Source organism: Cupriavidus sp. 21MJTG02-4 (genome assembly GCF_057798975.1).
The window spans coordinates 96,800-119,658 of the sequence record NZ_JBYOJP010000020.1 but is presented as its reverse complement, the minus strand read 5'-3'; the positions used below and the strand labels follow the sequence as shown (position 1 = coordinate 119,658).

Here is a 22,859-nt window from a genome sequence, read left to right as displayed (position 1 = left end):
GGCGGCCGGCGCAAATGTATCAAGGGCGTTCACGATGGTTTGCGGAAACCCGAACTGCCGCTATGCTCCGCAATCTGTACCGGCCAGTTCCGTTCAGCGCCCCCGCAAGACCGTGACGCGGCAGCAGATCCGATCCCGAGACCCAATATGACGCTTTACCAGATCAAACCGAAGTTCCAGGCTTGGCTGCGGCCCACCGTGGAGCGGCTTGCCGCCGCAGGCGTGACGGCCAACCAGGTCACGCTGGCGGCAGCGGCCGGCTCGCTGGTCGTCGGCGCGCTGGCCGGCGGACTGGCGTGGCTGCCCGGCGTATTCCTGCTGATGCCGCTGTGGCTGTTCGCGCGGATGGCGCTGAACGCGATCGACGGCATGCTCGCGCGCGAGCACGGGCAGCAAAGCGTGCTGGGCGCGTACCTGAACGAACTCGGCGACATCGTTTCGGACCTGGCGCTGACCATCCCGTTTGCCTGGGCCATGCCGTCATCGGGCGGCGAGGTCATGCTGTTCGCCATCCTGGCCGTGGTGTCCGAGTGCGCGGGCCTGATCGGTCCGCTGGCAGGCGCCACGCGGCGCTATGACGGCCCGCTGGGCAAGAGCGACCGCGCGCTGGTTCTCGGCGCGCTGGGTCTCTGGGTCGGCTGCGGCCTGAGCCTGGGGTCATACGGCCATTGGTTCTGGATCCTGCTGTCGCTGCTGTCCGTGGCGACCATCATCAACCGCGTTCGGCGCGGCGTGCTGGAGGCTCGCGAGAGCCATGGCCGCCAGTCGGCTTCCTGACCTGTGGAGACGCGCCGCGTGGAACGTACCCCGATCGAATCGCGCTTTGCCACCCATGACGGGCAGGAACTGTTCTACCGGCACTGGCCAGCCGCGAGCGGAACGCCGCGCGGGGCCGTGCTGCTGTTCCATCGCGGCCACGAGCATTCCGGCCGCGTCGCGCACCTGGTCGATGAACTGAGCCTGCCCGACCATGACTTCTTTGCCTGGGACGCGCGTGGCCACGGACGCTCGCCCGGCGAGCGCGGCTACAGCCCGGGGCTTGCCTGTTCGGTGCGCGACATCCAGACCTTTGTCGACCATATCGAAGCGGCGCACGGCATTGGCGTGGAGCGGATGGCCGTGGTGGCCCAGAGCGTCGGCGCGGTGCTGGCCGCGACCTGGGTGCACGACTACGCGCCGCGCATCCGCTGCCTGGTAGCGGCCTCGCCGGCGTTCAAGGTCAAGCTCTACGTACCATTCGCGCGTCCCGGCCTGAAGCTGATGCATCGGCTGCGCGGCAAGTTCTTCGTCAACAGCTACGTCAAGGCGAAGTTCCTGACGCATGATCCGCAGCGCGTGGCCAGCTACGACGCCGATCCGCTGATCACGCGGCCGATCGCCGTCAACATGCTGCTCGATCTCTACGACGCCGGCGAGCGCGTGGTGGCCGATGCCGGCGCCATCACCGTTCCCACGCAGTTGCTGATTTCCGGCGCGGACTGGGTCGTGCATCGCGGTCCGCAGGACGCGTTCTTCGACCGCCTGGGTTCGCGCGTGAAGGAGCGCATCGTCCTCGACGGCTTCTATCACGACACGCTCGGCGAGCGCGACCGGGCATCCGCCGTGGCCGCGGCGCGCAAGTTCATCGTGCGCGAATTCGATACGCCGTCGGCGCCCGTGTCACTGCTGGAGGCCGACCGCCGCGGCCCCTTCAAGGATGAGTCCGACCGGCTAGCCGCGCCGCTGGCGGCGGCAAGCCCCGCCGGAATCTATTGGGGTACCGTGCGCGCCGGCCTGCACCTGGGCGGCATGCTGTCCGAAGGCGTCCGGCTGGGCCACCAGACCGGCTTCGATTCCGGCTCGACGCTCGACTACGTCTACCGCAACAAGGCCACGGGCCGCTTCGGCGTCGGTCAGCTCATGGACCGCAACTACCTGGACGCCATCGGCTGGCGCGGCATCCGGCAGCGCAAGCTGCATGTGGAGGAACTGATTGGCGAGGCCATTCGCCGCCTGCAGGCCGCGGCAGCGCCGGTGCGCATCGTCGACATCGCGGCAGGGCACGGCCGCTATGTGCTGGAGGCGCTGACCTCGCAGCGCGGCAGCATCGACGGCAACGCGGTGGAGAGCATCCTGCTGCGCGACTACAGCGACATCAACGTCGAACAGGGACGAAACCTGATCCGCCGCAAGGGGCTCGAGCCGATCGCGCGCTTCGAGAAAGGCGATGCCTTCGATGCCGACAGCCTTGCCGTACTGGACCCGGCACCGACCCTGGCCATCGTCTCCGGCCTGTATGAACTGTTCGGCGACAATGCGATGGTCGGGCGCTCGCTGCGCGGGCTGGCGCAGGCCGTGCGGCCGGGTGGCTATCTCGTCTATACGGGGCAGCCGTGGCACCCGCAGCTCGAGTTCATCGCGCGGGCGCTGACCAGCCACCGTGCCGGATCGGCGTGGGTGATGCGCCGCCGCTCGCAGGCCGAGATGGACGAGCTGGTTCGCGACGCAGGCTTCGAAAAGCTTGCCCAGCGCATCGACCCGTGGGGCATCTTCACGGTCAGCCTGGCGCGAAGGAAGGGCGAGGGGCGCTGATGCGGGGCGACGGCGCACACTTTGGCCCCGCGGCGCTGGATCGGAGTCCGGTGCCCGCGCCCGGCCGGCCCTGGGGCCTGGCCGCGGGCTTGCTCGCCGGCATGGGTGTGCTGTTCTTCTCCAGCTACGGCCTGGCCAACTGGCTGGCCAGCCAGCATGCGGACGTGCCGTACTTCCACTTCGGCTGGGAACGCGGGATTCCGTTCATGCCGTGGAGCATCGTGCCGTACTGGTCGATCGACCTGCTCTACGGACTCTCGTTCTTCCTCTGGTCGACGCGCGCGGACCTGCTGACCCACGTGAAGCGGCTGCTGGCGGCGCAGCTTGTCTCGGTGGCCTGCTTTATCGCATTTCCACTGCGCTTCGCCTTTGCACGTCCCGAAGCGGACGGGCTGCCGGGGCAGCTGTTCACGCTGCTCGGCGGATTTGACAAGCCGTTCAACCAGGCGCCGTCGCTGCATATCAGCCTGCTCGTGATCCTTTGGGTGGCCTATGCCACGCACCTGCGGGGCGGCTGGCGCTGGCTGATGCACCTGTGGTTTGCGCTGATCGGTGTGTCGGTGTTGACAACCTACCAGCACCATTTCATCGATGTCCCGACTGGCTGGCTGGTCGGTTGGTCATGCGTATTTGCGTTGCCGCTTGTGCCGGCAGAGGCTGCCGGCTCACCGGATGCCCGGCTTGCGCGCCGCTACGGGATGGCTGCGATGCTGCTGGGGCTCACCGCCGTCGCGGCCTTGAGCGTGTCGGTTGTGGCCGCTTTCATGCTGGCGTGGGCGGCCATTGCGCTGGGCTGCGTGGCCGTGACTTACCGTGCCGGCAGGCCGGGAGCATTCCAGAAGCGCGCCGATGGCACGCTCCCGATGTCGGCCTGGTGGGTGCTGTGGCCCTATGTGCTCGGGGCCTTCGCCAACTCGCGCTGGTGGACAAGGCGTCAGCCCGCCGTCAGCCGGTTGACCGATGGCGTCTGGATCGGCCGCCTGCCCGGTGAAGCAGAGCTGCGCGAATCTGGCGCCGATGCCGTGCTCGACCTGACGGCGGAATTGCCTCGGCTGGCGACGGGCGTCTTGTACCGCTGCGTGCCGGTGCTGGACCTGACCGTGCCATCGCAGGCGCAATTGCATGCCGGCGTCGAGACCATCGAGGGCTGGCGGCAGGCAGGGCGCACGGTGCTGGTCAGTTGCGCGCTTGGCTACTCGCGCAGCGCGCTGGTGGCTGCCGCATGGCTGGGCGCGCATGCGCAGCTGCGTGATGCGCAGCAGGTGCTGGCCCTGTTGCGCCAAAGCCGGCCGGCAGTGGTGCTGGGCCCGCAGAGCGTGGCGGCCTTGACGCGCTTCCTGCAAACCACCGTAGCCGGCCCGCAGGTTTCCGACTCGCAAGGAGCCGACCATGCTGACTGAAGATTCCCGTCCCGAGCCCGATTCCGGTACAGAGGCCTGGGTGGCGCGTATCACCGCTGGCGCCATGCACGCCGCCGCCCGGCTGAATGGCGCCGGGCTGGTCCTGGCGATGGCCAACCTGCTGCTTGCCGGACTGTTCGCGCCCGCCGCGCTGGTCTACCTGATCCTCGGGCTGGTGGTGGCGATCATGGGTGCCGCGCAACTCTGGCTGCTGGTCCGTATCGAGCTGGACCGCCGCCTGTTCGAGGCGCTTGCCGTCGCGGCCGACACCGCCGAACTGGGCGCGCTCGACCAGGCGCTGTCCGCCCTCGGCTGGCAGGCGCCCGGACGCGCGGGCCGCTCGCTGGCGGAGCGCTCGCGCGCGACGCTGCGTTTCCTGAAGTTCGCCGGCGCACTCGCAGCGACCCAGCTGCTGCTCGCGCTGCTTTTGCTGCTATTGAGATGACCTCCCCATGACGTGGCTTTCACGACTGGTGGCACGCGCCATCATCCTGTTTGCGCAGATGCTGACCGGCATGCAGGCGCGCTGGAACGGCTGCCTGCCCGCAGCCGTGCAGCGGGTCTACTTTGCCAACCACAGCAGCCATGGCGACTTCGTGCTGATCTGGGGCTGCCTGCCGCCGGATCTGCGCGCGGTGACGCGGCCCGTGGCCGGCGCGGACTACTGGGAAGCCTCGTCGGTGCGGCGTTTTATCGGGCGCGATGTGTTCCGTGCCCTGCTGATCGACCGCTCCGGCGGCCGCGACGGCACCGGCCCCGACCCGGTGGCGCAGATGGAGCAGGCGCTGCGCGCCGGCGCCTCGCTGATCCTGTTTCCCGAGGGCACGCGCAACACCACCGACGACCGGCTCCTGCCGTTCAAGAGCGGCGTGTTCCACCTGGCCCGTGCATGCCCGGACATCGAGTTCGTGCCGGTATGGATCGACAATCTCAACCGCGTGATGCCGAAGGGCGAGATCATCCCCGTGCCGCTGCTATGCACCGTGACCTTTGGCGCGCCGCTGCGGCTGCAGCCCGAAGAACTGAAAGAATCGTTCCTGTCCCGCTGCCGGCAGCAGTTGCTCGCGCTGGCACCGGTGCTGGAGTAAGACCATGTCCAATATCCAGGTTATCCACGACACTCGCATGTTGTTTGGCGGGGTGCTTTGCGTATTGCTGCTGGCCTCGCTGGTGACCGCGCTGCTGCGCTGGCGCGTGGCGGGCGGCGCGCCTCATACGGTGATCGACAACCTCGCGGCGCGGGTCTCGGCGTGGTGGTGGATGGTGGCGATCCTCGGCATTGCCTTCGCCATGGGGCGCACGGCGATCATCGTGCTGTTCGGCTTGTTGTCGTTCTACGCGCTGCGCGAATTCATCACGATCACGACGACCCGGCGCGGCGACCATCGGGCCATGGTGGCCGCGTTCTTCGTCTTCCTGCCGGGACAGTACGTGCTGGTCTACATCGGCTGGTACGGGCTGTTCTCGATCTTCATCCCGGTCTACGCCTTCCTGATCCTGCCGATTCTCTCGTCGCTGTCATCGGAGACGACGCGCTTTCTCGAACGGTGCGCGGGCGTGCAGTGGGCGGTAATGATCTGCGTGTTCTGCATCTCGCACGTCCCCGCGCTGCTCACGCTGCCGATCCCCGGCTACGAGGATCGCAACCTGCTGCTGATCGCGTTCCTCGTCATCGTGGTGCAGGGCAGCGACGTGCTCCAGTACGTCTGGGGCAAGCTGCTCGGCAAGCGCAAGATCGCGCCGCTGCTGTCGCCGTCGAAGACGGTCGAAGGCTTTGTGGGTGGCGTGGCCAGCGCGACGGCGCTGGGCGCATCGCTATGGTGGATCACGCCATACGGCTCGCCGCTGACGGCCGGGGCAATCGCGCTGGTCATCGCGCTCATGGGCTTCCTTGGTGGCCTGGTCATGTCGGCGATCAAGCGCGACCGCGGCATCAAGGACTGGGGCCACATGATCGAGGGCCACGGCGGCATGCTGGACCGCCTGGACTCGGTAGTGTTCGCCGCCCCGGTGTTCTTCCATCTCACGCGCTACTGGTGGGTGCCCTGAGCGGCGCGGATGCGGAACCAGGGCGGCAAGAGGCTTACTTGCCCGAGTCCTTCACGTCGGCGAACTTGTCGAACTCGATGTTGTACAGCTCGCTGCCGCGCTTCTCCACTTTGCGGATGTAGACGGTCTGGACGACGTCGCGCGTGGCCGGATCGATCAGGATCGGCCCGCGCGGGCTCATGATCTTCATGCCCTTGAGCGCGCCGATGATCTTGTCGCCATCGGCCGCGCCGCTGGTTTTCTTCAGCGCCTCGTAAATGGCGGCCATGCCGTCATAGGCCGCGACGGTCATGAAGTTCGGGCGGCCCGCGCCGGGGTTGGCAGCGGAATAGGCGCTCAGGAACGCCTTGTTCTCGCGCGAGTCGTGCGCCATCGAATAGTGGAACGAGGTGATGACGCCGAGCGTCGCATCGCCCATGGCGGGCAGCACGTGGTCGTCGGTCAGGTCGCCGGTGGCGATCACGCGGATGCCGGCCTCGGCCAGCCCGCGCTCGCGAAAGCCCTTCATGAAGGCCACGCCCTGTTCGCCGGCCGGCAGGAACAGGAAGACCGCCTCGGGCTTGGCGTCCTTGATGCGCTGGATGAACGGCGCGAACTCCGGGTTGCGCAGCGGCACGCGGATCGACTCGATGACCTGCCCGCCGCCGCCGATGAAGTTCGTCTTGAACGCGGTTTCCGCGTCGATGCCGGGCGCGTAGTCGGCCACCAGCGTGACCACCTTGCGCACATTGTTCTTCACGGCCCAGGTTGCCATGGGCGCGGAGATCTGCGGCAGCGTCATCGACACGCGCGCAATGTAGTTCGACTTGGTGGTGATGACTGACGACGCCGCATTGAAGATCACCATCGCCTTCTTCGCCTGTTCGGCGACCGGCGCAACGGCGAGGGCTTCCGGCGTGAGGCCGAAGCCGGCCAGGATGTCGACCTTGTCGCGCACCACCAGTTCCTGTGCGAGGCGCTTGGCGACGTCGGGCACCGGGCCCGTGGTGTCCTTCATGATGACCTGCACCTTGCGGCCCGCCACGGTATCGCCATGGAGCGACTGGTAGGCCTTCACGCCGGCCTCCATTTGCTTGCCGTAGTCGGCGAAGCTGCCGGAGAAGGGGGCGATCAGGCCGATCCTGACGGGCTCGGAAGCCAGGGCCGGGGCCGACAGCAGGGCGAGGGCGCCGCAGGCCGCAATGGCGCGCTGAAATAGCGGGAAGCTCATGGATTCTCTCCTCGAATCAGGACGTGTGCGGCACTTGCGGCCGCATCGAGGAGGCAGTGTAGGAGGGTGCCCGGGCCAAGGCAATCCCGATTGATACGGGTGCCCTGGCCCGGTTCAGGCGGGTCAGACGACGGTGGCCAGCGCCAGCGTCAGCAGCAGGGCGATGACCGAGATCAGCGTTTCGCAGACCGACCAGGTCTTGAAGGTCTGGGTCACGGTCATGTTGAAGTACTCCTTGACCAGCCAGAAGCCGCCGTCGTTCACGTGCGACAGGATCAGCGAGCCCGCGCCGGTGGTCAGTACCAGCAGCTCGGGACGCGTGCCCGGCACGCTGGCCGCGATCGGCGCGACGATGCCGGCGGCAGTGGTCATGGCGACGGTGGCCGAACCGGTGGCGATCCGGATCATGACGGCCACCAGCCAGCCCAGCAGCAGCACGGAAACGTGGGCGTTGGTGGCCACGTCGACGATTGCATTGGACACGCCCGAGTCGCGCAGGATGCGGCCGAAGCCACCACCCGCGCCAACCACCAGCGTGATGATGGCCGTAGGCGCCACGCACTCGTTGGTGAACTTGAGGATGGCCTCGCGGTTGAAGCCGCGTGCCTTGCCGAAGGTGTAGAAGCTCACCAGCGCGGCGATCAGCAGCGCCATGACCGAGTTGCCGATCAGCTTGAGGAAGTCGTTGGCGAAGGTCTTGGGCGTGGTGAACAGGTCGGCCCAGCTGCCGATCAGCATCAGGATCACGGGCAGCAGGATGGTGAACACCGTAATGCCGAAGCCGGGCAACTGGTGCGAGGCCTTGACGCCTTCGTCTTCCTCGGTGAACTGCGCGGCCAGCGGGTTGACGTCGGGCAGCTTGACGTAGCGGTCCATCAGCTTGGCGAACAGCGGGCCGGCAATGGCCGCGGTCGGGACGCCCACGATCAGCGCGTACATGATGGTCTTGCCGATATCCGCGCCGTATGCCGTCACGGCCAGGAGAGCGGCCGGGTGCGGGGGAATCAGGCCGTGCACGACGGACAGGCCGGCCACCATCGGGATGCCGACCAGCACCATCGACGTGCCGGTGCGCTTGGCCACGTTGAAGGCAATCGGGATCAGCAGCACGAAGCCGACCTCGAAGAAGACCGGCAAACCGACGATAAAGGCGATGGTCACCATTGCCCAGTGGACGTTCTTCTCGCCGAAGAAGTCGATCAGCGTGCGCGCGATGCGTTCGGCGCCGCCGGACTCGGCCATCATTTTGCCGAGCATGGTGCCCAGGCCGATCACCAGGGCAATATGGCCGAGCGTGCCGCCCACGCCGGCTTCGAACGACTTGATGATGTCGCCCATCGGCATGCCCACGGCGAAGCCGAGCAGGACCGAGACGACAACCAGGGTGATGAAGGGATTCAGCTTGAAGCGCGCGATCAGTATGACCAGGGCGATCACGGCGATCAGCGCGTACACCAACAGTGTGGTTCCGGTGACGGCACCCATGTTGTCTCCTTTGTGGAAAAAAGGCCGCTTGTGACGGCAATATTTGTAGTTCAGTTCATGTCCCGCCCGGGTTGCGGGCGGGGAAAACGCAATCAGGCAATCAGCAGGCGATCGGCTCAGGCCGCCGGCTTCTTGTAGGCAATGCAGTCCACCTCGACCTTGCAATCCACCACCATGCTGGACTGCACGCAGGCCCGGGCGGGCGGGTTGGCGCCGAAGTATTCTTTGAAGATCTTGTTGAACGCCGCGAAGTCGCGCGCGTCGTCCAGCCAGACGCCGCAGCGCACCACGTGCTCGGGGCCGTAGCCGGCCTCGGCCAGGATGGCCAGTACGTTCTTGATGGCCTGGTGCGTCTGCGCGACGATGCTGCCGTCGACCAGTTCGCCGTTGATCATCGGCACCTGGCCGGAAACGTAGAGCCAGCCGTCGGCAGCCACCGCACGGGCAAATGGCATGTGCTGGCCGCCCTGGCCGGTGCCGCCTTCTACGCCGAATCGCTTGATATCCATGAAAACTCCTGAAATCGGGTGAAACAAAAAAGGGGGGAAGTCAGGCCGCCGGCCGGGAGCCGCGCGGCAGGAACCGGCCGGCGCGCACCCCGGTGGGCTGGCGCTGCTGCCAGGACAGCTCGCCGTTGACCCAGACCGCGGCAATGCCTTCGGCCGGTTGCATCGGATCGGTAAAGCTGGCCGCGTCGCGGATGGTGTCGGCGTCGAACAGCACCAGGTCGGCCCAGTAGCCTTCGCGCACAAAGCCGCGGCCGGCCAGGCCGAAGCGCTCGGCCGACAGGCCGGTCATCTTGTTGACGGCCACCGCGAGCGGGAACAGCTCGCGGTCGCGCGCATAGTGGCCGAGCACGCGCGGGAACGCGCCCCACAGGCGCGGATGCGGCAGCGGGTCGTTGGGCAGGCCGTCGGAGCCCACCACGGTGGCCGGATGGCTCAGGATGCGATCGACGTCGGCGTCCTCCATGCAGTGGTAGACGGCGCCGGCCGGCATCAGGCGGCGCGCGGCCTCGTGCAGGTCGACCTGCCATTCGGTCGCGATATCGGCCAGCAGGCGGCCGCCCATTTCCGGCGCGCCTTCGGACCACGTCACCATGATGTCGAAATCGCTGGTCACCTGCTTCAGGTCCAGCGTCGACGAACTCGCGGTGTAGGGATAGCAGTCGCAACCCACGGGCTGCCAGCGCTGCGCGGCGTCGAGCGCGCCGAGCACTTCCGAGCTGCGGCCCCAGTTGGGCACGCCGGCGCATTTCAGGTGCGAGATCACCACGGGCACGCGCGCGTGGCGGCCAATGCGGAACGCCTCGTCCATCGCGTCGAGGATCTCGGCAAATTCGCTGCGCAGGTGCGTGGCGTAGAGCGCGCCGGCATTGGCGAGCGGCTCGGCCAGGGCCAGTACTTCCGCCGTGGTCGCCGAGAAGGCGTTGGCATAGGCCAGCCCGGTGGACAGGCCCAGCGCGCCATGCTGCAGCGCTTCTTCAAGCTGCGCGCGCATGGCGGCAATCTCCGCGGGTGTGGCGGTGCGGTCCAGCGTGTCCATCTGGTTGCTGCGCAGCGCGGTATGGCCGACGAGTGCCGCAACGTTGACGGCGGGCCGCGCGGCATCTACGGCTTCCACATACGAGCGGAAGTCCGGATAGCGGAAGGCGTCGGCATGCCCGAGCAGGTTCATCGGGTCGGGCGGATCGCCCGACAGCACCACCGGTGCCGCGCTGATGCCGCAGTTTCCGACGATCACAGTGGTCACGCCTTGCGACAGCTTGGGCGTCATCTCGGGCTGGCGGACCACGTTGGTGTCGTCATGCGTGTGCACGTCGATAAAGCCGGGCGACAGGACCAGGCCGTGGCCTTCGACCACATTGGCGGCGGTGTCGGGGTCGATGGCGCCGGCTTCGTCGATGCGCGCAATCAAGCCGTCGCGCAGGGCCACGTCGGCCATGCGGGCCGCGGCGCCAGAGCCATCGAGCAGCGTGACGCAGCGGATCAGGGTATCGAACAGGTGGGGCATAGGTCAGTCTCCGAGCGGCTGGCGGCCGTCCAAGCCGGCGCCTGTGTCCTGGCCGCGCTCGCCGCCGGGGCCGCGGTGCGTGTCGAGCACGTATTTCAGGCGGCGCAGCCGTTCCTTGCTCTGGTCCGGCTGCAGCAGCGCGCACTGCGTGGCCAGCACGTCCAGCACCAGCAGCATCGCGTAGCGCGAGGCCGACGGCTTGAAGATGAAATCGGTCTCCAGCGTTCGCACGGGCAGCAGCACGTCCGCACGCGCGGCCAGCGGCGAACCCAGCGCGGTCACGGCCACCAGCGTGGCGCCGTACTCGCGCGCGATATCGCAGCTCGCCAGCATTTCCGGGACGCTGCCGCTGGCGGAAAACGCAAGCACCACGTCGTCGCGGCTGAGCGTTGCCGCCACCATCTTCTGCAGCAGTGCATCCTGGTAGCTGGCCACCGGCTGGCCAAGCCGCGCCAGGCGGTGGCGCGCCTCGTCGGCCATGAAGGACGAGCCGCCGCCCATGCCAAAAGCGTAGACCATGCGTGCGCCCAGCAACAGGCGCGCGGCCTGATCGATGCGGTCGGCATCGATCAGCTTGCGGTTGACTTCGAGCGCGCCCAGCACGTCGGCATGGATGCGGTCGGCCAGGGTGGCGGGGGTGTCGGCCAGCGCCGGTGCGCCATCCGGCTGCAGGAAACGCATGCCGACCGCGGTAGCCTGCGCCAGCCGCAGCTTGAGGTCGCGCACATCGCGGCAACCGATCGCCTTGGCAAAGCGCGTCACGCTGGCTTCGCTCACGCCGGCCTTGCGCGCCAGCTCATTGATGCTGGCCGCCGCCGCGCCGGCAAGGTCTTCCAGTACGACTTGCGCCACTTTCTGCTCGGCCAGCCGCAACGCGGGGCCGCGCTCGGCAATGCGGGTCAGGATGTCGAAGGGCGCGGTCATGGCTCGGAAAGGTCTTGGGGCTGGCGAAGGGCTATAACTGATAGTGCCGGTCCGGTTGCGAGCCATCAGGCTCACCATCCGCGAACGGTGTGTTACTTTATAACAAGGATGAAATATCGTAATTTCAGGGATATCATTACGTCAATCAGATTTTTTCAGGGTGATGACAGGCATGCGTGAAATAAAGTACCAAGCCGGCACGATCGATCCGCTCAACAAGGCGCTGGGCAGGCTGGAGGCCCCGCTTGCGCCCGAAGACGCCGGCCAGACCGGCTGGAGCCTGCTGCAGGAAGAGCTCAGCCTTCCTGCAGCGGTGCTTTACGAGGAGCGCCTGTCTCACAACCTGCAATGGATGCGCCGCTTCATGGATGAATACGGTGTGCAGCTTGCGCCGCATGGCAAGACGACCATGGCGCCCAAGCTGTTTGCGCGCCAGCTTGGCGCCGGCGCCTGGGGCATAACGCTGGCGACGGCGCACCAGACCGCCGCGGCCCATGCCCACGGCGTGCGCCGCGTGCTGATGGCCAACCAGCTGGTGGGCCGCCGCAACATGGAAATCATTGCCGACCTGTTGCGCGATCCTGGCTTCGAGTTTTTCTCGCTGGTCGACTCCGCTGACCTGGTGGACCAGCTCGGCGCGTACTTCCGCGAGCGCGGCCAGACCCTGCAGGTGCTGCTGGAGCTGGGCGTGGAGGGCGGACGCACCGGCGTGCGCGACGCCGCGCAGCAGGCCGACGTGCTGGCGGCGCTGGCGCGCTGGCCGGATGCGCTGTCGCTGGCGGGCGTGGAGATCTATGAAGGCGTGCTGAAGGAGGAGGCGGAGATCCGCAGCTTCCTGCAGCGCACCGTGGCGGTCACGCGCGAGATTGCGCAGCAAGGCCGCTTCGGCCGCAGCCCGGTGGTGATGTCGGGGGCCGGCTCCGCCTGGTACGACGTGGTGGCGGAAGAATTTGCCCGCACCGATATCGGCACGCCGATCGAGGTTGTGCTGCGCCCCGGCTGCTACCTGACCCACGACGTGGGCGTCTACAAGGCCGCGCAGGAACGCATCCTGGCAAGCAACCCGGTGGCGCAGAAAATGCGCGAAGGCCTGCTGCCCGCGCTGCAACTGTGGGCCTATGTGCAATCGGTGCCCGAGCCCGACCGGGCCATCATCGGCATGGGCAAGCGCGACGCCGCGTTCGATGCCGGCATGCCGATTCCGGCGGTGATCTACCGCCCGGGCAGCGCCGCGCCGGTGGCCGTGCCCGCGCACTGGGAAGTCACGGGCATGATGGACCAGCACGCGTACCTGCAGATCCGCGCGGGCGACGATATCCGGGTTGGCGACATGATCGCCTTCGACATCTCGCACCCGTGCCTGACTTTCGACAAGTGGCGCCATATTCCCGTGCTGAACGGCGACATGCGCGTCATCGACATTGTCCAGACCTTCTTCTGAGGCGAGCGCGCCATGAGCATCGATATCCTGGCCTATGGCGAGCCGCTGGTGGAGTTCAACCAGCAGCCCGACGATCCGACCCGCTACCTGCAAGGCTTTGGCGGCGACACTTCGAACTTCTGCATTGCTGCCGCCCGACAGGGGGCGACCACGGGCTACATCTCGGCGGTGGGTGCCGACAGCTTCGGCGAACGCCTGATGGCGCTGTGGACGCACGAGCGCGTGGACACGCGTTACGTCCGGGTGGACCCGGTCGCGCCGACCGGTGTGTATTTCGTCAGCCATGACAGCCACGGCCACCGCTTCGACTACCTGCGAGAAGGTTCCGCCGCGGCTCGTTACCATCACGAACAGCTGCCGCTGGCCGCGATCGCGCAGGCCAAGTTCCTGCACCTGTCTGGCATCAGCCTGGCCATCAGCACCAGCGCCTGCGATGCGGGACTGGCCGCGATGGAGCATGCGCGCAAGTCCGGCGCGAAGGTGTCGCTCGATACCAACCTGCGGCTGCGCCTGTGGTCGCTGGCGCGGGCGCGCGGCATCATGCGCGAGGCGTTCTCGCTCACGGACGTGTGCCTGCCGAGCTGGGACGACATTACCGTGCTGACCGGGCTCGATGACCGGGACGCCATCGTCGACTACCTGCTTGGCTGCGGCGTTGGCCTGGTGGCGCTCAAGCTCGGCGAAGAGGGCGCCTATGTGGCCACGGCCGCATCACGCACGCTGGTGCAGCCGTTTGCCGTCAAGCCGGTCGATGCCACCGGGGCCGGCGATTGCTTTGGCGGCAGCTTCATCGCGCGGCTTGCCGCGGGTGCCGATCCGTTCGAGGCCGCGCGCTTTGCCAACGTGGCGGCCGCGCTGTCCACCACGGGCTATGGCGCAGTGGCGCCGATTCCATCCGCGGAAACCGTGCTCGCCAGGCTGGCGCAGTCGGTGTCCGTGATTGCCTGATTGATGCATGGATCGACTGATCCACGGATCTTCCTTCTTCTCCGCAACCATCCAGACTGCCATGCAAGTTCAACCTTCCCCGCTGCTCCCGCGGCTGGCCAATGTGCCGGTCATTCCTGTACTGGAGTTCGGCTCCGTCGAGGAGGCCCTGCACGTCAGCGAAGCGCTGGTGGCCGGCGGGCTGCCGCTGCTTGAAATCACGCTGCGCACGCCGGTGGCCATGGACGCCATCCGTGCCGTGGCGGCGAGGATCCCGGGTGCGTGCGTGGGTGCCGGCACGGTACTGACCGTGGACCAGCTCCATGCCGTGCGCGATGCCGGCGCGCAGTTTGCCGTGTCGCCTGGCCTGACGCCCGCGCTGGCGGCAGGGGCGCAGGGAGCCGGCATTTCGCTGCTCCCCGGCGTGGCCACGGCCAGCGAGGCGATGGCCGCGCTGGAAGCCGGCTTCTCCTTCCTGAAGTTCTTCCCGGCGCAGGCCGCGGGCGGCGTGCCGATGCTCAAGTCGCTGTACGGGCCGCTGTCGCAGCTGCGTTTCTGCCCGACAGGCGGCATTGACGCGGCGCTGGCGCCGAGCTACCTCGCCTTGCCGAACGTAGCGTGCGTGGGCGGTTCCTGGGTGGTGCCCAAGGACGCCGTCGCCGCCGGCGACTGGGGCCGCATCCGTAAGCTGGCCGAACACGCCGCGTCGCTGCGGCTGCCCTGAGTTTCGGACACCACCGCTTCCGAAATGAAAGCAAAACGGCACGCATTGCGTGCCGTTTTGTCCTGTGCGCCGAGCCCTTCCAAAAAGGCTTGGCCGCTTACTTGTGGCTGTCTGCCGCGCCTTCCAGTTTCTGGCCGCCGCGCTGGAGATCCTGGCCGAGTCCGGCCATGGTATTGCAGCCAGCCAGCAAGGTCGCGAACAGTACGCACCAGATCCAACCTTTTTTCACGCCGGGCTCCTTTGAGTTCATGGAAATTTCCGGGCAGATTTTACCCGCCAGTGCCGCTTGGGATCACATTGATGTGTGGCAATTTGTAAATCGTACCCAGCCGCATTACGCGCACCAGGCGCATCACGCGCCTCACGCGGCCGGCCCGAGCAACTCCCGGGCGCGCTGCTGGATGGCCCAGTGTGTCTGTGCGAGCCAGTTGGCCGGAAACGGCTGGGCGAGCAAATAGCCCTGGACGCTGTGGCAGCCCCAGCCGTGCACCTGTTCCAGTTGCTTGCGCGTTTCCACGCCCTTGGCGCAAACCATGGCGCCTGCCTTGCGCGCCAGGGTACAGGCAGCACGCAAGCCAGCCGCTGCATTGGTGGGCTGGTGGGCGTGGCCAAGGCTGCGCACGTCGAGCGTGACACGGTCTGGCCGCAGGCGGCCAAAGGTCTCCAGGCTTTCCGGGCGATCGTTGAAGTCGCCGAGCGCAAGTTGCAGGCCGCGCCGGCGCAGCGCTTCGAACCTGCCAATCAGTTCCGCGTCGTCCGGCACGTTGGTGGAGGGCACTTCGATGCAAAGCCGTTGCGGTGCGATGGCCCCGGTATCGAGCGTGCGCGCGAGCGCATCGACCATGTCCTGCTGATGCAGTTGCGCACTGGAGGCCAGCAAGGTGAACTGCAGCGGGCCAATATCCGCCGCCGCGCGAGCCAGCGGTGCCAGGCTGTGAAGCAGCCAGTTGCCCACCGGTCCCATCAGCCCGAGACTATCCAGCGCTGGCAGGAAGTCCTGCGGAGCGACCCTGCCGAGTGCGGGATGGCGCCAGCGCAGCCGCACCGAGTAACCGCTGATCCGTGCGCCTTCGAAATCGGCGCGGGGCTGCAGGTGCAGGCCCAGTTCGCCGCGTTCCAGCGCGTGCGGCAAGGCGGTGAGCACCTGGTCCTCGGCGGGCGGCCCGGCCCGCGCGGCGCTGGCCAGCCCGTCTCCCCCCTGGCGGCAGATCCGCAGCATGGCGTCGACGGCATGCTGCAGGCTGCGTTCGGCGGCTACGTCGGGGTGGTCGAGCGACACGCCCACGCTGCAGGACAGGAACGGCTCGGCGCCATCCAGCGTGAAAGGGCGGGCCAGTTCATCGGCCAGGCGCTGTCCCAATCGGACCGGGTCCGGCGTTGAGGCCGGCAGCAAGGTAAGCACGGCAAGATCGGCCGAACCCAGCCAGTACACGCGGGCTTGCGGATGAAGCCAGCGCATCAGGCGCGCCTGCACGAGCTGGCGCAGCCGGGCCGCCCCTTTGGGCCCGAGCGATTCGCACGCGCTGTCAAAGCGATCCAGTCGAATGGCGAGAATGACCAGTTGCGCGCCGCCGGAAGATGCGCGGCAATCCGCCAGCGCAGCCACGAAGGCGGCCGGCTGGACCATGTCGTACGCATTGCCGGCACGTTGACCGGCGCTGTTGTCGGCGTCGTCTTGGCGCATGCGATCCATATGCCGGCGTCAGCCGGTGGTGTCCTCTTCGGGGCCTTCGGACGGCGGCACGCGCGAGGCCAGGACCTTGTCGATGCGCTTGCCGTCCATGTCCAGGATTTCAAAGCGCCAGTCTTGCCACTGGACGCTGTCCGCGGTTTGCGGCAGGCGGCCGAGCAGCAGCAGGAGCATGCCGGAGAGCGTGTGGTAGCGCTCTTTCTCTTCCTCGGGCACCTGGCGCAGGCCGATGCGGTCCTTCAGTTCGGGGATGGGGATCAGGCCATCGAGCAGCCAGGAGCCGTCTTCACGCTGGATCGCCCATTCCTCGTCCACGCTATCGGGCTTGAATTCGCCGGTGATGGCTTCGATCAGGTCCTGCAGCGTGACCAGCCCGAGCACCTCGCCGTACTCGTCGATCACGAACGCAATCTGGCCGCCGGAGCCGCGGAAGTTCTCCAGCAGTTCCATGCCCGTGACGCTCTCGGGCACGAAGACCGCCGGCTGTACCACGGTCATCAGGTCGGCTTCCTCGCCGCGCAGGCGGCGGGCCAGCAACTGGCGCGCACTCACCACGCCAACGATGTCATGCATGCCGCCGCGCACGACCGGAAAGCGGGAATGGTCCGATTCCTCGATGCGCTTGAGGTTGTCTTCCAGCGGCACTTCGATGTCCAGGTACACCACGTCCCCGCGCGGCACCATCAGCGAAGCCAGCTGGCGGTCGTCGAGGCGGAACACATTGCGCACCATGGTGTGCTCGTGATGCTCGATGACGCCGGCCTCCGAGCCCTCGACCAGCAGTGCGTGGATTTCTTCCTCGGTCACGCCCGGACCGCGATTGGTATTGACGCCAAGCGCACGCAGGACCAGGCGTGTCGACCCGGACAGCAGCTTGACGAACGGCGTGCTGGCCACGGCGAGCCAGGCAATCGGCCGTGCCGCCAGCCGGGCGATGGCCTCGGGGGCCAGCTGTCCCAGGCGCTTGGGCACCAGTTCACCCAGCACGATCGAGAAATAGGTCAGGCCAGCCACGACGATGGCCGTTGCCACGTAGCCCGCAGTGGGCTGTGTCAGCCCGAAGCCCTGCAACCATACGCCCAGCGGCTGCGCCAGCGTGGATTCGCCCACCACGCCGTTGAGCACGCCAATCGACGTAATGCCGATCTGGACGGTGGACAGGAAGCGGGTCGGGTCTTCGCCAAGCTTGACAGCCTCGATTGCTCCGCGGTCGCCTTCTTCAATCCGGCGCTGCAGACGCGCCTTGCGGGCGGTGACCAGCGCGATTTCGGACATGGCGAACAGACCGTTGAGCAGAATCAGCGCCAGCAGTATGGCAATTTCCATCAGGGTGCGCGCCCTTCGCGCGCGGGAATCAAAAGGTCAAGCATACCATTCGCCTGTTACAAGCTGTCTCGGGGTGATGTGGACTGCGCCCATGCAGGTGTGGCAAAAATCGTGGCTATTTTCGATTTGTTACTGGCGCAAGCAAGCCGGTCCGTTATCCTCTTCTGACAATAATCTCCACAAAAGGGAAAACATAATGTTCCGAGGACTTGCGCTGCTATTGGCGAGCACGGCTTTGCTGGCCGGCTGTGTGGTCGCCCCATACGACGACGGTTACGGCGCCGGGCACGGTGGCTGCCCGCCTGGCCAGGCCAAGAAGGGAAACTGCAGGGTGGATCAGTACGGTAACCAGAGCTTCTGTCCACCGGGCCAAGCCAAGAAGGGCAACTGCTGATGCGCGGTTGCCCCCCTGCGCTCGGGCGCTGGGGCGTCGCTGACATGCCGCCAGATCCATGGTGTCGGCTGATGAGGTTGTTCGGCATTGGCATCGGGCGTCCGTGAATCTTGCTGATTACCTTCAAGGTAGTCGCCGGGCAATGTGTCTCATGCTGTAATACGCCACATGGAGACGCTGACGCCCGGTTCCGAAACCGCCCTCGATTTTCCCGGCCTGCTTCGATACTGGCGCGGCAGGCGCGGCTATAGCCAGCTTGCGCTTTCGCTGGCAGCGGGGGTGTCGCAGCGCCACATCAGTTTCCTTGAGTCCGGCCGCTCCAGGCCTAGCCGCGAGATGGTGCTGGCGCTGGCCGAGCGGCTCGGCGTGCCGCTGCGCCAGCGCAACCGCATGTTGCTGGCGGGCGGGTTTGCTCCGGGATATAGCGAACACACGCTCGTCTCTCCGCCTCTGCAGATGGTCCAGCAGGCCATTTCGCTGATTCTCGCGAAGCAGGAGCCGTTCCCGGCCGTGGTGCTCGACCGCTTCTGGAACCTGGTCGACGCCAACCCGGCTTATCGCCGCATGTTCGATGTGCTGCTCGACGGCCGAGTGCCTGCGGCGCTGGAGGAGGGCGGCGAGCGCATCAACCTGATGCTGACCGTGTTCGATCCGCACGGCTTGTGGCCGGTGATCGAGAACGCCCGGCAGGTTGGCCGCTACCTGCTGCGGCGCGTCAGGCAGGAACTCCAGGTCCAGGCGAATGACCAGTCGGCGCGCGAAATCTTCGCGCGCATCGCAGCCTGGCATCCGGATATGGTGAGCCCGGCCGGTGCGCTGCTGCCTGATGAGGACGCGGCGGAGGGACCGCCGCCGCCAGTGCTGCCGGTCACGCTGCGTGCCGGAGCGTTCCGCGCCTCGTTGTTTTCCACCATCACGACGCTTGGCATTCCGCAGGACGTCACGCTGCAGGAAATGCGCATCGAGTGTTTTTTTCCGGCCGACGAGGCCACGCGCGAGGTGTTCGAGACGCTGGCGCACGATTCACCTCCGCGGCGTCAGAAGCGGTAGCGCAGGTACACCGTGCTGAAGCCGGTGCCGGGGTTGGGCTCCTTGATCCCGGCATTCGAGATGTGCTGGTAGCGGTAGCCGACCGCGAACTGCTGCGTCTTGCCGAACGCCACGCCGACACCCGCGTATTCCGAAAACTGGAAGGCGGTGGAGTACACGTGATCGTCGGAAGTTCGGGTCTCGGTCAACAGGCGCACGCCAAGCGACAGTTCCAGGAACGGCACCCAGCTATAGCGCTTCCACTGCAGCCTGGCCACCGGCGAGAAGCCGAATTCCCAGGGGTTGCGGGGGTTGTTGCTGCTGGTGCTATGCCAGCGTGCAACATTGACCTCCCAGAGCACGTCGGCCAGCAGGCCTTGCGGGTTGCCCCACGCGAAGCCGGAGTCCCACTGGAAGGCGGCTTCGATCTTCTGGATGTCATGCTTGTTGTCGACCCCATAGCCGATCTGGACCGCTGGGATGGGCGGGGCCGCCTGCACCGGGCTGCTGCCGAGGGCCGCGCCCGAGAGAAGGGCGAGCAGGGCCGCCTGCCGAATACATCGCCGTCTGGAAGGCTTGCGGCGCAGGGGGATAGTCGCGGAACAGCCGGGCCGGGCATCGGGCAGCGGTCGCATAGTTGGCTCGTTATTGTCTGGGATCCCCGGACCGTGCCACAGGGGCGCGTCCGGGACCGGGCGGTGACGCGCACAGTCCCTTTTTCATCACACCTAAGCTAGTTGTAGTACACGGCGGGCCACGTTGCACGCCGAAGAAAAAAGAACAGTCGTGCTACCATCGGCCCGCCGGCTCGCTTCGCGCCTTGCTGTCGAAGCACGGGCGCAGACGCCGGCACCGTTACGTCTTCAGGGCGGGGTGAAAGTCCCCACCGGCGGTATGCCGCAGCGTACGTTTCCGTACGATGCGGCGAGCCCGCGAGCGCCTGCACATTGCGTGCAGGGTCAGCAGACCTGGTGCGAGGCCAGGGCCGACGGTCATAGTCCGGATGAAAGAAGATGGGCGGAAGCCTGCCTGGCCGGCTCGGGCGCAAGGCATCGATGGTCACGCTTGCCGCGGCCGGACGCATGAGTCCGCGCACGGGTGCGTGCCGTCATGCCATGTGCCTGCCGGGGTTGCCTGCGTGCTTCCGTTGATCCTCACCCTGAAACGCCCACTGATCAGCTAGCAAGGAGCGTTTCATGTCAAACCTTTCCAACGAGTCCGATTCCATTACGCTCGCGTCCGGCGCGGACGAGCGCCCGTTGGCCCTGCGCATTGCGCAGGCGCTCGACGCCATGCGCGAAGGCCGCCCGGTTGTGCTGCTCGACGACGACGATCGGGAGAACGAAGCCGACCTCATCCTGGCCGCCGAGTGCCTGACGCCCTCCAACATGGCCATGATGATCCGCGAATGCAGCGGCATCGTGTGCCTGTGCCTGACGGCCGGCAAGGTGCGAGAGCTAGGGTTGCGCCCCATGGTGGAAAACAATCGCAGCCAGTTCGGAACGGCGTTCACCGTGTCGATCGAGGCGCGCGAAGGCGTTACCACCGGCGTGAGCGCAGTGGACCGCATCACGACCATTCGCGCGGCAATCGCGGACGATGCCGGGCGCGATGCGGTGGTCAGCCCGGGCCACGTGTTCCCGCTGGTCGCCGTGGATGGCGGTGTCCTGGTGCGCCGCGGGCATACCGAAGGCTCGGTGGAACTGGCCCGGATGGCCGGCCTGTCCCCCGCCGCGGTCCTATGCGAACTGATGAATCCCGACGGCACCATGGCGCGCCGGCCCGAGGCGCTGGCGTTCGCTGAAATGTACCGGCTGCCGGTGCTCACGATCGCCGATCTGGTTGCCTGGCGCGAGGTTCACGGTTGATGCGAGCTTGAATTCACGTCGCGCGGGTCGGCAAGCGCGGCGGCATATGCGACAATGCGGCTCGTTTTTCCCGTCAATTCGAGGGTGATTCAATGATTTTCCGCATTGTCCGATGCGCTGCCGTGCTGTGCGGCTGCGCCATGGGCCTGAGCGCCCACGCTGAATCCGGGATGGGCTACGAGAGCCGTCCTGCTGCTGCCGGCCTGTACCAGTGCCAGCAGGCGTCCGGAGACATGGTCTTCCGCGCCACGCCACGCGAAGGCTGTACCGTTGTCGCCGCGCCGGAAGCGGCGGCACCGGATCCGCAGCGCTGGCTTCCGCTGATGGGCGCCAACGGCGTGATTTCGTACTTCGACCAGGTTGCCGTCAAGCGTGCCGGGCCGGAGGTCGGCGTGGTGGTGATGCGCAATGCGCCGACCGGGGTGATCCGCACCACGAATGGCGAACCGATCCGATCATCGCTCAAGCGCATGGTGCTCAACTGCGCATCGTCGATGGTGGCCGTGGTGGAGCAGACGCTTTACAGCAAGCGCTTCGCACGCGGCGAGGTGCTCTACACGATCCGCTCGCCGCAAGCTACGCGGTTCCAGCCGGCGGCCACCGGATCGGTGGCCTCGGAGCTGATGCGCCGGCTGTGCCGTTGACGACCTGCCGGCCTTTATTCAGCGACCTGGCGTGACTTCCACTGGCCGTCCTTCTGCTTGCAGAACCAGCCGCTCCAGTGCTCTTCGGCGGTGCCGCGCTTGAGGTCGGTCTTGAGCCGCCGGCATGACTGGCCCTGGTCGGTCTTGCTGGTGACCGGCGTCAGCGTGCCGTCCACGGGCAGGCGCTTGCCGCTGGCCGGAAACTCCCAGGTGATCGACTGACCGTCAGCGGTGTCATTCAAAGCCTTGCCGATCGACTTGGCGAACGACGCCGCTTCATCCTTGTTCAGCTTGCCGATGATGGTGCCGGACAAGTAGTTGTCGAAGTAAGCCTGGGCGGGAGCGGACACGGCGAACATCAGCGTGGCGCCCAGGGCGCTGGCCAGGGCAACGGTGGGGAGGCGTCGGGCTTGCCGAGACAGCATGGTCGTTCCTTTTCGGTTCGTTGGCGCGGCGTGCCGTCGCGCGGGCCAGTGCATTGTAAGCCCAACCAGCGCACCGATGACGACTGGCGGCGCCTCTTGCGACGCTTGCGCGGGGGCGTGGTTGACAGGGGATTTTCACTGGCCTAGCGTTGATTGTTGCCACTGATGCTTGCACGACGCCATCCGCATCGACAGGCAAACGGGGCACAACGCGCAATCACCGCGAGAGGAGTCCCCATGAAGCTGCGCCACCTAACCCTCGGCCTGGCCTTCGCCGCCGCGTTCGGCGTCGTGCATGCCCAGTCCCCGGCTGCCAAGAGCGGAAAGTTCGACCCGTACACGGACGGCGCCAAGGCTGGCAAGTTCGACACCTACACCGACGGCGCCAAGACCGGCAAATTCGATGTCTACACCGAAGGCGCGAAGTCCGACAACGTGACATCGCTGGCCCCCGGCGCGCGTACCGACCAGCTCCAGCCGATCGACGATGCCAAGCGGGTCGGCAAGACTGACCCGTACACGGACGGCGCCAAGGCCGGCAAGTTCGACACCTACACCGACGGTGCGAAGCAGTAGCGCCTGGTAGCTGACCGGGGCCCACGCCGCGCGGCAGTTGCTGCTGTCCGCACGGTGTGACGCGGACGTCCGCGACGACGGCGCGATGCGCCTTTGCCGCGGCAGGGGTTTCATTTTGTTGCAAACCTTGCGTGATCGAAACGTGACTTTTTCGTCTCGAATT

General features: G+C 66.9%; 24 protein-coding genes and 1 riboswitch. Of the genes, 14 read left to right on the top strand and 10 right to left on the bottom strand.

Annotation, left to right across the window (positions count from 1 at the left end; all coding sequences use genetic code 11):
* Positions 1-147 precede the first annotated feature (147 nt).
* Genes AC3FKH_RS29700 through AC3FKH_RS29675 form a run of 6 tightly spaced genes read left to right on the top strand, consistent with a single transcriptional unit; the run spans position 148 to position 6,020 of the window.
* Positions 148-777 (top strand): CDP-alcohol phosphatidyltransferase family protein, encoded by a 630-nt coding sequence (locus AC3FKH_RS29700; protein ID WP_488679270.1) that lies wholly within the window; start codon positions 148-150, stop codon positions 775-777.
* 18 nt (positions 778-795) lie between these two features.
* Positions 796-2,571, top strand: coding sequence for a bifunctional alpha/beta hydrolase/class I SAM-dependent methyltransferase (locus AC3FKH_RS29695; RefSeq protein ID WP_488679269.1), 1,776 nt, complete (start codon positions 796-798; stop codon positions 2,569-2,571).
* Positions 2,571-3,971 carry a phosphatase PAP2/dual specificity phosphatase family protein gene (locus AC3FKH_RS29690; RefSeq protein WP_488679268.1) on the top strand — a complete coding sequence of 467 codons (1,401 nt, stop codon included), beginning with the start codon at positions 2,571-2,573 and terminating at the stop codon, positions 3,969-3,971. The genes AC3FKH_RS29695 and AC3FKH_RS29690 overlap by 1 nt, the downstream gene beginning before the upstream one ends.
* Positions 3,961-4,416: a hypothetical protein gene (locus AC3FKH_RS29685; protein ID WP_488679267.1), complete on the top strand. Its 456-nt coding sequence runs from the start codon at positions 3,961-3,963 to the stop codon at positions 4,414-4,416. The genes AC3FKH_RS29690 and AC3FKH_RS29685 overlap by 11 nt, the downstream gene beginning before the upstream one ends.
* A 7-nt stretch (positions 4,417-4,423) precedes the next feature.
* On the top strand, positions 4,424-5,059 hold the full coding sequence (locus AC3FKH_RS29680; protein WP_488679266.1) for a lysophospholipid acyltransferase family protein: 636 nt from the start codon (positions 4,424-4,426) through the stop codon (positions 5,057-5,059).
* A gap of 4 nt (positions 5,060-5,063) precedes the next feature.
* Positions 5,064-6,020, top strand: coding sequence for a phosphatidate cytidylyltransferase (locus AC3FKH_RS29675; RefSeq protein WP_488679265.1), 957 nt, complete (start codon positions 5,064-5,066; stop codon positions 6,018-6,020).
* A 34-nt stretch (positions 6,021-6,054) separates the two neighbouring features.
* Here AC3FKH_RS29675 and AC3FKH_RS29670 read toward each other — a convergent pair whose 3' ends face one another.
* The 5 genes from AC3FKH_RS29670 to AC3FKH_RS29650 all read right to left on the bottom strand — a co-directional run bounded on the left by AC3FKH_RS29670 (position 6,055) and on the right by AC3FKH_RS29650 (position 11,652).
* Entirely contained in the window at positions 6,055-7,230 is a 1,176-nt protein-coding gene (locus tag AC3FKH_RS29670) for an ABC transporter substrate-binding protein (RefSeq protein WP_488679264.1), read from the bottom strand.
* A 123-nt stretch (positions 7,231-7,353) separates the two neighbouring features.
* Complete coding sequence (locus AC3FKH_RS29665; RefSeq protein ID WP_483711762.1) at positions 7,354-8,715, bottom strand: GntP family permease; 1,362 nt, start codon at positions 8,713-8,715, stop codon at positions 7,354-7,356.
* A 116-nt stretch (positions 8,716-8,831) separates the two neighbouring features.
* On the bottom strand, positions 8,832-9,224 hold the full coding sequence (locus AC3FKH_RS29660; protein ID WP_488679263.1) for a RidA family protein: 393 nt from the start codon (positions 9,222-9,224) through the stop codon (positions 8,832-8,834).
* A gap of 40 nt (positions 9,225-9,264) precedes the next feature.
* The gene (locus tag AC3FKH_RS29655) at positions 9,265-10,728 is read right to left on the bottom strand and encodes an N-acyl-D-amino-acid deacylase family protein (protein ID WP_488679262.1); all 1,464 of its coding nucleotides are present in this window, start codon (positions 10,726-10,728) and stop codon (positions 9,265-9,267) included.
* A gap of 3 nt (positions 10,729-10,731) precedes the next feature.
* The gene (locus tag AC3FKH_RS29650) at positions 10,732-11,652 is read right to left on the bottom strand and encodes a MurR/RpiR family transcriptional regulator (RefSeq protein WP_488679261.1); all 921 of its coding nucleotides are present in this window, start codon (positions 11,650-11,652) and stop codon (positions 10,732-10,734) included.
* A gap of 172 nt (positions 11,653-11,824) precedes the next feature.
* On the opposite strand from AC3FKH_RS29650, the gene AC3FKH_RS29645 reads away from it, so the two are divergent.
* The 3 genes from AC3FKH_RS29645 to eda all read left to right on the top strand — a co-directional run bounded on the left by AC3FKH_RS29645 (position 11,825) and on the right by eda (position 14,744).
* Positions 11,825-13,093 carry an amino acid deaminase gene (locus AC3FKH_RS29645; RefSeq protein ID WP_488679260.1) on the top strand — a complete coding sequence of 423 codons (1,269 nt, stop codon included), beginning with the start codon at positions 11,825-11,827 and terminating at the stop codon, positions 13,091-13,093.
* Between the two features lie 12 nt (positions 13,094-13,105).
* Positions 13,106-14,041, top strand: a complete 936-nt coding sequence (locus AC3FKH_RS29640; protein ID WP_488679259.1) for a sugar kinase — start codon at positions 13,106-13,108, stop codon at positions 14,039-14,041.
* 61 nt (positions 14,042-14,102) lie between these two features.
* Positions 14,103-14,744: a bifunctional 4-hydroxy-2-oxoglutarate aldolase/2-dehydro-3-deoxy-phosphogluconate aldolase gene (eda, locus tag AC3FKH_RS29635; protein WP_488679258.1), complete on the top strand. Its 642-nt coding sequence runs from the start codon at positions 14,103-14,105 to the stop codon at positions 14,742-14,744.
* A gap of 97 nt (positions 14,745-14,841) precedes the next feature.
* Here the strand turns inward: eda and AC3FKH_RS29630 are convergent, their stop codons facing one another.
* From AC3FKH_RS29630 to AC3FKH_RS29620, 3 genes are all read right to left on the bottom strand, one after another.
* Entirely contained in the window at positions 14,842-14,973 is a 132-nt protein-coding gene (locus AC3FKH_RS29630) for an entericidin A/B family lipoprotein (RefSeq protein WP_483714360.1), read from the bottom strand.
* Between the two features lie 132 nt (positions 14,974-15,105).
* Positions 15,106-16,428: a GGDEF domain-containing protein gene (locus AC3FKH_RS29625; RefSeq protein ID WP_488679257.1), complete on the bottom strand. Its 1,323-nt coding sequence runs from the start codon at positions 16,426-16,428 to the stop codon at positions 15,106-15,108.
* Positions 16,429-16,446: 18 nt separating this feature from the next.
* Entirely contained in the window at positions 16,447-17,760 is a 1,314-nt protein-coding gene (locus AC3FKH_RS29620; protein WP_488679256.1) for a hemolysin family protein, read from the bottom strand.
* A 196-nt stretch (positions 17,761-17,956) separates the two neighbouring features.
* Between AC3FKH_RS29620 and AC3FKH_RS29615 the strand changes: the two genes are divergently transcribed.
* Positions 17,957-18,154 carry a hypothetical protein gene (locus AC3FKH_RS29615; protein WP_483711753.1) on the top strand — a complete coding sequence of 66 codons (198 nt, stop codon included), beginning with the start codon at positions 17,957-17,959 and terminating at the stop codon, positions 18,152-18,154.
* A 168-nt stretch (positions 18,155-18,322) separates the two neighbouring features.
* Complete coding sequence (locus AC3FKH_RS29610; protein ID WP_488679255.1) at positions 18,323-19,204, top strand: helix-turn-helix domain-containing protein; 882 nt, start codon at positions 18,323-18,325, stop codon at positions 19,202-19,204.
* Here AC3FKH_RS29610 and AC3FKH_RS29605 read toward each other — a convergent pair.
* Positions 19,192-19,818: an acyloxyacyl hydrolase gene (locus AC3FKH_RS29605; protein ID WP_488679254.1), complete on the bottom strand. Its 627-nt coding sequence runs from the start codon at positions 19,816-19,818 to the stop codon at positions 19,192-19,194. The two genes, AC3FKH_RS29610 and AC3FKH_RS29605, sit on opposite strands and share 13 nt — an antisense overlap.
* Positions 19,819-20,038: 220 nt before the next feature.
* Positions 20,039-20,202, top strand: a riboswitch (FMN riboswitch).
* A gap of 177 nt (positions 20,203-20,379) precedes the next feature.
* Between AC3FKH_RS29605 and ribB the strand changes: the two genes are divergently transcribed.
* The gene (gene ribB, locus AC3FKH_RS29600; RefSeq protein ID WP_488679253.1) at positions 20,380-21,051 is read left to right on the top strand and encodes a 3,4-dihydroxy-2-butanone-4-phosphate synthase; all 672 of its coding nucleotides are present in this window, start codon (positions 20,380-20,382) and stop codon (positions 21,049-21,051) included.
* Between the two features lie 92 nt (positions 21,052-21,143).
* The gene (locus AC3FKH_RS29595; RefSeq protein WP_488679252.1) at positions 21,144-21,695 is read left to right on the top strand and encodes a surface-adhesin E family protein; all 552 of its coding nucleotides are present in this window, start codon (positions 21,144-21,146) and stop codon (positions 21,693-21,695) included.
* Between the two features lie 14 nt (positions 21,696-21,709).
* Here the strand turns inward: AC3FKH_RS29595 and AC3FKH_RS29590 are convergent, their stop codons facing one another.
* Positions 21,710-22,120, bottom strand: coding sequence for an RT0821/Lpp0805 family surface protein (locus AC3FKH_RS29590; protein WP_488679251.1), 411 nt, complete (start codon positions 22,118-22,120; stop codon positions 21,710-21,712).
* Between the two features lie 237 nt (positions 22,121-22,357).
* Here AC3FKH_RS29590 and AC3FKH_RS29585 point away from each other — a divergent pair, with 237 nt between their 5' ends.
* The gene (locus tag AC3FKH_RS29585; RefSeq protein WP_488679250.1) at positions 22,358-22,696 is read left to right on the top strand and encodes a hypothetical protein; all 339 of its coding nucleotides are present in this window, start codon (positions 22,358-22,360) and stop codon (positions 22,694-22,696) included.
* Positions 22,697-22,859 lie beyond the last annotated feature (163 nt).